Annotated in this window: 7 protein-coding genes; 6 read left to right on the forward strand and 1 reads right to left on the reverse strand. The window is 51.4% G+C overall.

Going from position 1 to position 13,357, the window contains the following annotated elements; genetic code table 11:
• The first annotated feature begins 125 nt into the window (after positions 1 to 125).
• Positions 126 to 1,298 carry an alpha/beta hydrolase gene (locus tag IZU26_RS12330; protein WP_433279382.1) on the forward strand — a complete coding sequence of 391 codons (1,173 nt, stop codon included), beginning with the start codon at positions 126 to 128 and terminating at the stop codon, positions 1,296 to 1,298.
• 146 nt (positions 1,299 to 1,444) lie between these two features.
• Here IZU26_RS12330 and IZU26_RS12335 read toward each other — a convergent pair whose 3' ends face one another.
• Positions 1,445 to 2,119, reverse strand: coding sequence for a Crp/Fnr family transcriptional regulator (locus tag IZU26_RS12335; RefSeq protein ID WP_433279384.1), 675 nt, complete (start codon positions 2,117 to 2,119; stop codon positions 1,445 to 1,447).
• Positions 2,120 to 2,335: 216 nt separating this feature from the next.
• On the opposite strand from IZU26_RS12335, the gene hcp reads away from it, so the two are divergent.
• From hcp to IZU26_RS12360, 5 genes are all read left to right on the forward strand, one after another.
• Complete coding sequence (hcp, locus tag IZU26_RS12340; protein ID WP_433279386.1) at positions 2,336 to 3,973, forward strand: hydroxylamine reductase; 1,638 nt, start codon at positions 2,336 to 2,338, stop codon at positions 3,971 to 3,973.
• A 187-nt stretch (positions 3,974 to 4,160) separates the two neighbouring features.
• A complete protein-coding gene (locus IZU26_RS12345) occupies positions 4,161 to 8,720 on the forward strand; it encodes an acyl-CoA dehydratase activase-related protein (protein WP_433279388.1) in 4,560 nt (1,519 codons plus the stop codon).
• A 20-nt stretch (positions 8,721 to 8,740) separates the two neighbouring features.
• Positions 8,741 to 10,102 (forward strand): hypothetical protein, encoded by a 1,362-nt coding sequence (locus tag IZU26_RS12350; protein ID WP_433279390.1) that lies wholly within the window; start codon positions 8,741 to 8,743, stop codon positions 10,100 to 10,102.
• 146 nt (positions 10,103 to 10,248) lie between these two features.
• Positions 10,249 to 12,345, forward strand: a complete 2,097-nt coding sequence (locus IZU26_RS12355; RefSeq protein WP_021329821.1) for an elongation factor G — start codon at positions 10,249 to 10,251, stop codon at positions 12,343 to 12,345.
• A gap of 261 nt (positions 12,346 to 12,606) precedes the next feature.
• On the forward strand, positions 12,607 to 13,290 hold the full coding sequence (locus tag IZU26_RS12360) for an HAD family hydrolase (protein WP_021329757.1): 684 nt from the start codon (positions 12,607 to 12,609) through the stop codon (positions 13,288 to 13,290).
• Positions 13,291 to 13,357 lie beyond the last annotated feature (67 nt).

The following is a 13,357-nucleotide window of genomic DNA, read 5'->3' on the forward strand; positions in this document are numbered from 1 at the left end:
TCGAAAAACAGCGTCCTGATGGAAGTATTTTCCGATTCGATCCTTTATTCTGTAATAAATCGTACGTTGTCACTCGCTTGAAACTTTACAGCAGGTTTCTATAAAAATATTTATTTGGAGGAATTATGATTCAATTTAAAGTCGGTTTATATAATTTAAACGACAATGCAAACTATAATTTTCAACTTAATAGGCTTATCAACTGGGACGGAGGCGACTTGGACGAAACGGCCGCCGTGTCGCGCGGCATTCGCACGCATGACGACTGGAAGCATACGCTCATCCGCTTGGGAGACAATGCGCTCAAAGAAGACAGAACCGAAAACGCGATCGCTTATTACCGCATGAGCGAATTTTTTATGTCGGACGGCGACGACGACAAGCTTGCGTATTATAAAAAAGCCGCCGATTTGTTTTACGCGCACTATGCCGATTATTTTTCGTCGGGTACGGTTGAACGCTTCGACGTTCCGTTCGGTTCGATCCGTCTTCCGGTTATGTACACAAAAGCCGGCATGAGCGCTTCGCATAAAACTCCGAAAGGAACGATACTTTTGCACGGCGGAAACGACAGTTATTTTGAAGAGCTGTTTTTTCCTATGCTGTATTTTGCCGAAAACGGTTACGATGTGTATCTTTTTGAAGGGCCGGGACAGGGCGGCGTTTTGCGTGTGCAGGGAGCAACTTTTACGCACGAATGGGAAAAACCGGTTACGGCGATCATCGATCATTTCGATTTGGACGACCTTGTTATCGTCGGCGCTTCCTTGGGAGGGATGCTTGCGCCCAGAGCCGCCGCATTTGAAAAACGCATTAAGCAGGTTATCGCATGGTCGGTGTTTCCGAATTTTTTACACGTAGCCCTCTCTGATTTACCCGATGCGGCGCAGAACTTTTTCAAAACGCTGCTGCGTCTTCGCTTAAAAGGCATTATAAACGCCGTGTTGTACGGTCAAGCAAAAAAAGATCCCGCTTTCCAATGGGCGCTCAATCACGGCATGCACGCATACGGCGTAAAAGACCCGTACGAATGGATGCAAAAAATGAACGATTTTCAAATGCTCGATATTGCGGACAAAATCGATCAGGACGTGTTGATTTTGCAGGGCGCAAAAGATCACTTTATCGATTGGCATTTATACCGCGAAGAAATCGATGCGCTCACCGGCGCAAAATCGGTAACGTTCAGGCTGTTCACCGACAAAGAAGCGGCGTCGAACCACTGTCAATGCGGAAACACCCGCCTCGTGCTGGACACTATGCTGGGCTGGTTGGAAACCGTACGCACATCAGGATGAGTCTGTTCCGCCTGCATGATCGTCCGTAAGACGCCGATCGATTCTTTTGCGGACCGGTCGGCATTTTTTATGCGCGCAATGAAAACAAAGGCAAACGACGAAATAGAATCATACCTTGATAAAAGATGTGCATGTTGGGATAGCCTCTATTTTCCCTGTGACTTCGTTTTGTTCAGCACGAAGTGATTTTTTCGAAATGTGATGAGACTGTCATTTTGCATTTTTCCGAGTTCTTTCGAAAGAGCCGTCCGTTCGAGGTTGAGGTAGTCGGCGAGCTGCTGGCGGTCGAAGGGAATGTCGAATTCGGTGCTTTTCTTTTTCAGTGAAATGAAATTCAGATACGACAGGAGTTTTGCGCGGCTCGTTTTGCGAGCGGTGTGAAAGCTTCGCTCCGACAGCGCGATATTTTTGCGGACGGAGATCATAAGGAGATTCGACAAAAGTTTTACGAGCCAGGGCTCTCCGCTTGCCGCAAGGCGACGGACGGCGCCGATTTTAAAAAATACGATGCTGCTGTCTTCGTTCGCGCATGCATCGACGAGGAGTACGGTGTTTTCCAAAAGCGCATAGGTTTCTCCGAAAAACTGTCCTTTGCCGATGTAGCCGAGTATCGTGCGGTTGCCCCACAGATCGTTGTTTTCGATGATGACGCTGCCCGAAAGCACCATACCCATCGTATCGGTCGTCTTTCCCGCATGAAAGATGATTTGGCCTTTTTTATATGCGCGCTCGCATACGCCCAGCGCCTCGGCCGCGCGCGCCGTTTCTTTTTCGTCCATGCCGTTGAAGATTTTCAGCGAACGAAGCATCGCCGTATCCACTTACGTCTCCTGCGTTGTAACACTTGATAGATTCAATTTCGAGTTTAATAAAACTCGCCGTTCAATCCGGTAAAATCGGCGTGGTTTTTACCACATCATTCCGCGCCCCATTTTAGTATACTCGAACTGTAAACGCAAGCGTTTGAACTGTAAGGGCAGGGCAACCGCAGCGGAAATGTGTATGTACGAAATTATACAGAAGAACAAGAGGTATCTATGGACGGTAAGATGTTTTGTTTCCAATGTCAGGAAACTGCGGGCGGCAAAGGCTGCACCGTTTCGGGTGTCTGCGGTAAAAAGCCCGATGTGGCGGCGATGCAGGATTTGCTTATCTATGTGACGAAGGGGCTTTCATGCATAACGACGAAGATGCGTCAAGCGGGGCTTCCTGTAAGTAAAGACGTTAATCATCTCGTAACGCTCAATTTATTTACGACGATTACGAATGCGAACTTCGACAGAGAGTCGATTATTAAGCGGATCGAAGAGACGCTTGCTGTGACCGAGCGTCTTTTGCCTTCAGTATCGGGCGGGGAGGGTCTTCCGGAAGCTGCGACGTGGAAAGGCGATGCATCGGATTTCGATGCGAAAGCTTCGACGGTCGGCGTTCTCGCTACAAGCGATGAAGACGTTCGCTCTCTGCGCGAACTTATCATATACGGTTTGAAAGGGCTTTCGGCGTATTCGAAGCATGCGAACGCACTCTTGCAGGATGATGAAGAAGTCGATGCCTTTATTCAAAAGGCGCTTTCGAAAACGCTCGATGCCGGTCTTTCGATCGACGATCTGGTTGCCCTTACGCTTGAAACGGGAAAATACGGCGTTCAGGGTATGGCGCTTTTGGATAAAGCGAATACGGGCGCGTACGGAAATCCCGAAGCGACGACGGTTAATATCGGTGTGCGGAAAAATCCCGGCATTTTGATTTCGGGGCACGATATGAAAGATATGGAAATGCTTTTGGAACAGACGCAGGGGACGGGCGTCGACGTGTACACGCATTCCGAAATGCTTCCGGCGAATTACTATCCCGCATTTAAAAAATATCCGCACTTTGTCGGAAACTACGGAAACGCGTGGTGGAAACAAAAAGAAGAATTCGAAAAATTTCACGGCCCCGTTTTGATGACGACGAACTGTGTCGTGATTCCTCCCGACAGCTACAAAGACCGCTTGTGGACGACGGGCGCGACGGGCGTTCCCGGTTGCCGTCATATTCCCGGTTCTTACGGCGAAAAAAAAGATTTTTCGGCGATCATTGAACAGGCGAAAAGCTGCGAGCCGCCTGAAGAGATCGAAAGCGGAACGATTGTCGGAGGATTCGCGCACGAGCAGGTTTTTGCGCTTGCCGATAAAATCGTCGATGCGGTAAAATCCGGTGCGATCAGAAAATTCATCGTGATGGGCGGCTGCGACGGAAGGATGAAGTCGCGCGAATATTACACCGAATTCGCAAAGCGGCTTCCGAAAGACGTCGTCATTTTGACGGCGGGCTGCGCAAAGTACAAATACAATAAATTGAATCTCGGCGATATCGGCGGCATTCCGCGCGTTTTGGATGCGGGGCAGTGCAACGATTCGTATTCGCTTGCGCTCATCGCGCTCAAGCTCAAAGAGATTTTCGGTCTCGACGATATCAATAAACTGCCGCTCGCGTTCAATATTGCGTGGTACGAGCAAAAGGCCGTCATCGTGCTCCTTGCGCTTTTGTACCTCGGCGTAAAAAACATTCACGTCGGGCCCACGCTCCCGGCGTTTTTGTCGCCCAATGTTTTGAACGTGCTCGTAAAGAATTTCGGTCTTGCGACGATCGGCACCGTCGACGACGATTTGAAATTGTTTTTGGGCGAATAAATCGAATACCGTGCGATTCGCTTGCGCCGTTATGTGCCCGGCGGATCGCGCGGATCTTTTACGGTACCGTATGTGCGCATAGGATCGCACCTGCCGTCAATTTGTAAAATCGTTCAACTTGCCTATTTTATGCTTTACTACTATTATAGTAGGAGAGCTAAAACGGGAGAGAATTAACAAGGAATTTATGGCAGTAACACAAAGTGCTTTACATAATGAATTGCTTCCGATCCGTATAGGCATCGATGTCGGCTCGACGACCGTAAAGATCGCCGTACTCGACGACGACGATACGCTCATATACAGCGACTACGAACGTCACCGTGCCGATATCCGCAGTACGATCATATCCGTCGTAAACAAAGCTCTCGACTTCCTCGAAAAAAATATCGCGGGAGGAGCGGAACGAGCGGTTACCGTCAAAGTGACCGGTTCGGGGGGATTGTCCGTGTCGCAGTGGCTTTCCGTTCCGTTTATTCAGGAAGTTATCGCGGCGACGACTGCCGTCAAAACGATCATTCCGCTCACCGATGTCGTCATCGAACTCGGCGGCGAAGATGCGAAGATTACGTATTTTAAAGGCGGCGTGGAGCAGCGCATGAACGGTACGTGTGCGGGCGGTACCGGAGCCTTTATCGATCAGATGGCCGCTCTCCTTGAAACGGACGCCGACGGCCTCAATACGCTTGCAAAAGATGCGCACACGATCTATCCGATTGCCGCGCGTTGCGGCGTTTTTGCGAAAACCGACGTGCAGCCGCTCATCAACGAAGGCGCCCGCCGCGAAGATATCGCCGCGTCCATTTTTCAAGCCGTCGTCAACCAAACGATTTCCGGTCTTGCATGCGGAAAGCCGATACGCGGTCACGTCGCGTTTTTGGGCGGCCCGCTCCACTTTATGGATCAGCTGCGTGAACGCTTTATCGTTACGCTGAAATTAAAAGACGACGAAATCATCGTCCCGGAAAATTCCCAGCTTTTCGTCGCACAGGGCTGCGCGTATTCGGCCGACCGCCGCTATTCGGGTATGCCGGATTTTGCTTTTCCGACGGTCGCCGATTTCAGAAGCAGCCTTTCGAATCTCGTCGGTGCGGAACTCAGCGAAGTGCAGCGCTTGGAGCCGCTGTTTAAAAGTCAAAGCGATCTCGACGAATTTGTCAGTCGGCATGCAAAAGAAAAAGCGAAGCGGGGCGATTTGGATTCTGTCAAAGGTCCCGTCTTTCTCGGTCTCGATGCGGGTTCCACGACGACGAAAGCGGTGCTCATCGATCAGGAAGGAAGAATCCTGTGGGATTTTTATGCGGCGAACGCGGGCAATCCCGTAGACCTTGCCGTCAAAGTTTTAAAAGGACTCTATGCGCGGCTTCCGAAAGACGTGTACATCGCGCGTGCGGTTTCGACCGGTTACGGAGAAGCGCTCTTTCAGGCGGCGCTCAACGTCGATGCGGGCGAAGTCGAAACGATAACGCATTTCCGCGCCGCCGACTTTTTTGTGCCGGGCGTCGAATTTCTACTCGACATCGGCGGGCAGGATATGAAATGCCTTCGCATGAAAGACGGCGCCATCGTTTCCATTCAATTGAACGAAGCCTGCTCTTCCGGCTGCGGCAGCTTTCTCGACAATTTTGCGCGCACGATGGGTATGGATGTGCGCGAGTTCAGCAAAAGGGCGCTGCGCGCCGAAAAGCCCGTCGACTTGGGAAGCCGGTGTACCGTATTTATGAACAGCCGCGTCAAGCAGGCGCAAAAAGAAGGCGCATCCGTTGCCGATATCTCCGCGGGTCTTTCGTATTCGGTTATTAAAAACGCGCTTTTCAAAGTTATTAAATTGCGCAAAGCGAGCGACATCGGCACGAAAGTCGTCGTGCAGGGCGGTACGTTCAACAACGATGCCGTGCTGCGCGCGTTCGAAAATATTTCGGGCGTGCACGTGTTCCGTCCCGACGTTGCAGGTCTCATGGGAGCCTACGGTTCGGCGCTCATCGCCTACGATCAGTGGCTCGACCTTTCGGCTCCGAAGCCCGAAGAGGGACCGGGCGCTCCTCGTCATGAAATCCGTTCGGGCATCGCCACGCTTTCGGATCTTGAGTCGTTCAGCGTCAAGCTCGATCTCCGCCGCTGCGGCAAATGCCAAAACAACTGCCTTTTGACGATCAACACGTTCAGCACCGGCGGCTTCGAGCGAAAGTTCGTAACGGGCAACCGCTGCGAGCGGGGAGCGGAACTCGACGGCAATGTCCTCGACGCGAGCAATAAAAAAGCGACGAATATCGAAGCGGGAAAAGAAGGGAAGCTTCCGAATATGTTTGCGTGGAAATACGCGCGGCTTTTTAACGATTACGTTCCGCTCCGCGCCGAAGATGCGCCGATGGGAGAAGTCGGCATTCCGCGCGTACTCAATATGTACGAAAATTATCCGCTGTGGTTTACGTTTTTCACTTCGCTCGGTTTCCGCGTGCGTCTTTCTTCCCGATCGTCGCGTACGGTTTACGAAAAAGGACTTGAAACGATTCCGTCGGAGTCGGTGTGCTATCCGGGAAAGATTTCTCACGGACACGTCGAAAGTCTTTTGCAGCAGGGCGTAAAATTTATTTTCTATCCCTGCGCGCCCTACGAACTGCAGGAAGATTCGACTGCGGGCAATCACTATAATTGTCCCATCGTCACAAGCTATCCCGAAGTGCTGCGCAACAATATCGATTCGCTCAGACAGGACGCTTCCATCCTATATATGGATCCGTTTTTGCCGATTTACGATAAAGACCGTCTCGTTGTGCGTTTGGCCGAAGAGCTTATCCCGCACTTTCCTGAATTGACGAAAGAGCGCATAGCGCGCGCGGTCGACGAAGCGTGGGCGGAGCAGGAAAAGTTTCGGCGCGACACGGAGGAGAAGGGTATCGAAGCGATCGAAGAGACGATCAGACGCGGTGCAAACGGCATCGTGCTTGCAGGTCGTCCGTATCACCTCGATCCCGAAATCAACCACGGCATTCCCGAACTGATAAACGATTTGGGACTTGCGGTCTTTACCGAAGACAGCGTCGCACATTTGGGCAGCATCGAGCGTCCGCTGCGCATCATCGATCAGTGGACGTATCACAATCGATTGTACCGCGCGGCTTCCTTCGTCACCGGAATGCCGAACATCGAACTCGTGCAGTTGACGAGTTTCGGCTGCGGACTGGACGCGGTTACGGCCGATCAGGTCGACGAAATCATGCGCGCAAAGGGACGTATGTATACGCTTATTAAAATCGATGAGGGTGCAAACTTGGGCGCGGTGCGTATCCGCATCCGCTCGCTCATCGCTGCGGTAAAGGAGCGCGAGAGGCGGCATCAAAAACCCGTCGTAAAAAGCGCTTCGTACCGAAAGCAAGTGTTTACGAAAGAGATGAAGTACACGCATACGATCATCGCGCCGCAGATGTCGCCGATCCACTTCCGTCTCTTTCAAAAAGCCTTCGAATATTCCGGCTATAAATTCGTCGTACTCGATGCGGTCGATCCGCGCGCCGTCGATATCGGTTTGAGATTCGTCAACAACGACGCGTGTTATCCGTCGATCCTCGTCACGGGGCAAATGATCGCCGCCCTCGAATCGGGCAAGTACGATTTGAATCATACGTCCCTTATCATTTCGCAGACCGGCGGCGGCTGCCGTGCGACGAATTACATCGGCTTTATCAGGCGCGCTTTAAACGATGCGGGCTGGGGACATATCCCCGTCCTTTCGCTGAACGCAAACGGTCTCGAACAAAATCCGGGATTTAAAGTGACGCTTCCTCTCCTCGAACGACTCATCATGAGTTCGATGATAGGAGATGTGCTTATGCGCGTTTTGTACCGGACGCGCCCCTATGAAAAAGTGCAGGGTTCGGCGAACGCGCTTTACGAAAAATGGAACGGCAGGGCGGAGATTCAGCTGCGCTCCCTTTCGGTCCGCGGTTTTCACAAACTTGTCAAAAACATCATCGACGATTTCGATGCGCTGCCGCTTTTGCCGATCAAAAAACCGCGCATCGGCATAGTCGGAGAGATCCTCGTCAAATTCCATCCGACGGCGAACAATCAGATCGTCGATACGATCGAGCGCGAAGGCGCGGAAGCGGTTATGCCCGACATGGTGAACTTTTTCCTGTATACGTTTTCGACCGGCATTTTCCGACACGAAAAACTCGCGTTCCCGAAAAAGACCGAAACGATTGCGCGCCTTCTCGTGTGGTTTACCGAGCGCTTCAGAAAGCCTATCGAAAAATACCTCCGCAAAAGCCGGCGCTTCGATGCGCCCGAAACGATTTACGAACAGATGAAAAGCGTCGACGATATCGTCCAGCTCGGAAATATCACGGGTGAAGGCTGGTTTCTCACGGCGGAGATGGTCGAACTTATCAAAACGGGAGTGCCGAGTATCGCATGCGTGCAGCCCTTTGCCTGTCTTCCGAATCACGTTACCGGAAAGGGCATGATAAAAGAACTCCGTCGTCGCTTTCCCGGCGCGAATATCAGCGCGATCGATTACGATCCGGGTTCGAGCGAAGTCAATCAGCTCAACCGCTTAAAGCTTTTGTTGTCGAATGCGCCGATCGGAAAGCATCCCGACGAAAACGAAGACGGTATGATCGTGATGAGCGACGGTTCTCTCGTAAAGCCGGAAATACGTTTTGCCGAAGGAGCCCTAAGCTTTACCGATTTCGAACCCGTTGCAGCGGGGAACCGTCCTCCGGTGCTCGCACCGGTGCATGCATGAGGGGATATAGAGGAGGAGCAATGCGCAGTGCTGCCGGAAAATTATTAATTTTACTGTCATTCGTCTGTGGGGCGGTGAATGTGCTTTTCGCTCAGACTCTTGTCCCCGATTCGTCCGATATACGGAAAGAGCTGCGCGAAACGTGGTTTGAGTCCCCTCTTTCGTCCGTCAGAGAAAACCGCACCGAAGTGCGTACGGCAAAAGACGGAAACCGCTTTCAAATCCGCCTCGAAGAAACCGATACGACTTTTTCCGTCGTAGTCGCTCCGCGCACGGAAATGCCGGTCGACGTATATTCCGAAAGCGGCAAAACGACGGCGATGCAGGATGTCTATTCGTCATCGGCACCGGGCGCATGGCTTCTCGTCCGGAATAAGCGTTCGGGAAATCCGATTTGCGTGCGCTATTATTTTGCACCCGACAGCGGCGTGTACGTCCAATTTTCTCCAATCGGCAAAAGCGCGTACGGAGATTTTGTCATTTTCGGAAACTATTGCGCGCGTCAAGTTCCTACGGGACTTCCTTTCGAGCGCTTTTATGCGATGTCGTTTTCCGATGTCGCAGCTCTCACGAAAAATACGCTTCCGTGGCGCTATGCCGCCCGGCGGGAAGGCGCATACGATACGACCCTTTCGATGATACGGGTCATCCGTTCGCGCCTCGCAAACCTCGTCTATGCCGACGACGCGATGTACGACGAAGACGGAAATCCCGTGTCGATTTTAACCGGTGCGCCCCGCCGTATGCACACCGAAGACGCGGGCAAAATGTCGCTTTCTTCCGCGGGCTTCGTCAAATGGATCGCCGACGGTATCGTCTATCCGATGACGAGAGGCGGACTCAAGCGGCGGCCGCTCCTCGAACCGACGGTGAGCTACGATCCCGTAGGTTTTCAAGGCGTAGTTTCGGAACAATACAATATATCCTTTGCGCTCGACTGGACGCGGAATCTTGCCGCGGCAGTGTTTTCCGTCGCGACGGGCAAAACCTACCGGTATCCCGAATCGGGCGTCGATATGACCGAAGATCCGTTTGCGGCGGAGATGACGGCGGACGGCATAAAGAATACCGTCGGGTATGTCAAAGATTCCGGCTATCCCGCGTCCGCACTCGCTTCTCTTTTGTACGTCTTTGCAGCCGAATATCCCGGTGAATGCTACCTCGCGGCGATTCGCGAAACCGATCGCAAAAGAATTCCCGAAGTGCACGCGTTCAATCAATGCGCGATTTTCTTTCCGTATTTCGACGACGCCGGAAAATTTCAGTGCACCGTATTCCGAAACAATGCCGAATCGACGCTTGGAGAATTCTCCCGCACGTTCCGAGGCGATTTTATCCATCTCGTGCGTATGCGCACGACCGCAACTTTCAACCCGCAGTAAGACCTTTTCGGATTTCAGCGCCGCCTCACAGTAAATCGTCGGTCTCCCGCAATCTGTCGTAAATGCCGTAAAAATTTATTTGCGTTTTCACAAATACCGTAGTACAATATTCGTATATATTTATAAAATTTGGAGGAAAATGCATCATGAAGGTCTACACAACCGATAAAATCAGAAATGTTGCCGTTCTCGGACACGGGGGGGCGGGAAAAACGACGCTCGTCGAAGCGATGTGCTATTTGAGCAAACTGACGACGAGGCTCGGCCGCGTTGAAGACAAAAATACCGTCAGCGACTTTACGAAAGAAGAGCAAAAGCGCGGCATATCGATCAGAACATCTCTCGTTCCCGTCGAGTGGAACGATTATAAATTCAATATCCTCGACACTCCCGGCTATTTCGATTTTTCCGGCGAAGTGGACGAAGCGATGAGCGTCGCCGACGGCGCAATCATCGTCGTATCGGGGAAATCGGGCATCGAAGCGGGTACCGAAAAAGCGTGGGAGCTGTGCGAAAAGTATCATCTGCCGCGCATGTTTTTCGTAACCGATATGGATATCGACGACGTTTCCTACAGAAAAGCGATCGAAGATTTGACTGCGGTGTACGGCAAAAAGATCGCACCGTTCAATATGCCGATCCGCGACGACGGCAAGTTTACCGGTTACGTCAACGTCATTCAGCAAAAGGCGTTCCGCTATAAAGCGATCGGTGTCGTCGAACCGACCGACATACCCGATTATTCGAAAGAACATTTGGCATCCTATCACACGATTTTGATGGAAGCGGTTGCCGAAACGTCGGAAGATTTTATGGAACGCTTTTTTGCGGGCGAAGAATTTTCCGAAACGGAAATACGCGAAGCGGTGCGTCTTTCCATACAGGACGGCTCGATCGTACCGGTGTGCATGGGGTCGGGTACTGCGGTGCACGGCGTGTACAATCTTATGGATGACATTGAAAAATACATGCCGGCGGCGGAAAGCCGCAAAGTGTCCGGCATCAATACGAGCACGAACGAAATCTTCAAAGCTAACTTCGACGTGCTTAAGCCGAAGACCGCTTTCGTATTTAAGACGATTGTCGATCCTTTTCTCGGCAGATACAGCCTTATTAAAATCCGCTCGGGTATCTTTAAAACCGACGATCTCGTCTACAACGCATCGACGGCTTCCGAATTTAAAATCGGAAAGCTTTACATCATGCAGGGCAATAAAACGACGGAAATTTCCGAACTCCATGCCGGCGATTTGGGCGCCGTCGCAAAACTGGGTGACGTAAAGACGGGCGATACGCTTTCGACGAAGGCGACGCCGATTCAATATCCGAAACAGGATCTCCCGGTTCCGTATACGTACTTGCGCTACCACGCGGTCAATAAAGCCGACGTCGATAAAATTGCGCAGGCGATGGCGAAAATTTCTGCGGAAGATCCGACGTTTAAAACGGTCAACGATTCCGTCAACGGACAGATGCTCATGTACGGCATGGGGGATCTGCATCTCGATGTCATTCAAAATATTTTGAAAGACGAATATAAAATCGATTTGCGGATCGAAAAACCGAAAGTTGCGTTCCGCGAAACGATAAAAAAGAATTCCGACGTCGAACACAAATACAAAAAACAAACCGGCGGGCACGGACAATACGGACACGTCAAAATGCGCTTTGCTCCGACAGGCGATTTCACAAAGCCGTACGCGTTCGATCAAAAAGTCGTCGGCGGCTCCGTGCCGAAAAATTATTTTCCCGCCGTCGAAAAAGGCATCGCCGAATCGACTGCCCGCGGCCCGCTTGCGGCATACCCCGTCGTCGGCGTGCAGGCGACGCTCTACGACGGTTCGTATCATCCGGTCGATTCGTCGGAAATCGCATTTAAAACCGCGGCGAAGTTTGCGTTTAAAAAAGGCTTTATGGAAGCGAGTCCCGTACTGCTCGAGCCGATCGTCAATTTAAAAGTCGTCGTCCCCGATGCGTACACCGGAGACGTCATGGGAGATTTGACGAAAAGGCGAGGCCGCGTGCTCGGTATGAATCCCGCTCCCGGCGGCAAACAGATAATCGAAGCAGACGTTCCGCAGATGGAACTTTTCGATTACTGTACGGGACTCCGTTCGATGACCGGAGGGCGCGGAGATTACAGCTACGAATTCGCGCGCTACGAACAGGCACCTTCAGACATTCAAAGCAAAGAAGTCGCTGCGCGTGCCGAAAAAGCTGCAGCCGGATTCGCAGAAGAGTAGGGGCTCCGTGCCGCCTCTTGCGAAATTTTTGAAATGCTCGTGGAAAAAACCGCTGCGGAATATTTTCAAGATGCGAAAGATTTGTAACGGTGCTTTGCCGGATGTCGATTTTCAAATATATAAACGCTGCGAGGAGAAATTGTACGTTGTGTCGCTTTTGCGGGATTTCTTGCATACGACAGTTGCGTGCAGCCGTCTGCGCCTTCATTCGCTATTGTTAATCGTCGAATTTTACGGTAAGCTTGAAAGAAGAGGTGCGGAGTGCTTACTGCGAACATCGGAGACATACAGGCGGTTGCATTTGATATCGACGGCACGTTGTATAAGCCGCGCGATCTTCATGCGCGCATGATGTTTCACTTTTTCAGATTCAATCATTTTTTTTTGCAGTACGGAATCGTACGTTCGAAAATTCACGATATGGGCGTGCTCGACGATTTTTATGCGACGCAGGCCGAAATGCTTGCAAAGCGGATCGGGTGCAGCGTTGAAACGGCCGAAGCGCGGCTCGAGCGGATCGTATACAAGGGGCTTTCTCCGTTTTTCGAATCGATTCCGCTGTGCGCTCATGTCGAAGAAACGTTTCAAGCGTTCCACGCTGCAGGTTTAAAAATCGCGCTCATGTCGGATTTTCCTCCGGAACAAAAAGGCAGCCTATGGGGGCTTCGAAAATACTGCGATGTTTTGCTCGGTACCGAAACCACCGGTGCGCTGAAGCCTGCGGTGCATCCTTTCCGAGTGCTTGCGGAAAAACTCGGCATCGCACCGGAACATATTTTATATGTCGGAAACAGCGTTACATACGACGTCGTCGGCGCAAAAAATGCGGGCATGAAAGCGGCGCATTTTGAGCCTCTCTGGCGTAATTTGCTCGGCATATCTTCCCGAAAAGCCGATATTTCTTTTTGCGACTATCGCCAATTGCGTAAAATTGTGTTACAATAAAGAATGTGGTATAGGGATGCATTGAATCCGAATGCGGATTACTCAGTGCCGATCCTAATATAGAAAG

This window comes from Treponema sp. SP13 (assembly GCF_050938355.1).
Classification (GTDB): Bacteria; Spirochaetota; Spirochaetia; order Treponematales; family Treponemataceae; genus Treponema_D; species Treponema_D socranskii.

Coding starts and splice junctions, on each gene's coding strand:
- IZU26_RS12345 (WP_433279388.1), top strand. CDS start 4,161: ATGGCAGTAACACAAAGTGCTTTACATAATGAATTGCTTCCGATCCGT.
- hcp (WP_433279386.1), top strand. CDS start 2,336: ATGGACGGTAAGATGTTTTGTTTCCAATGTCAGGAAACTGCGGGCGGC.
- IZU26_RS12350 (WP_433279390.1), top strand. CDS start 8,741: ATGCGCAGTGCTGCCGGAAAATTATTAATTTTACTGTCATTCGTCTGT.
- IZU26_RS12355 (WP_021329821.1), top strand. CDS start 10,249: ATGAAGGTCTACACAACCGATAAAATCAGAAATGTTGCCGTTCTCGGA.
- IZU26_RS12330 (WP_433279382.1), top strand. CDS start 126: ATGATTCAATTTAAAGTCGGTTTATATAATTTAAACGACAATGCAAAC.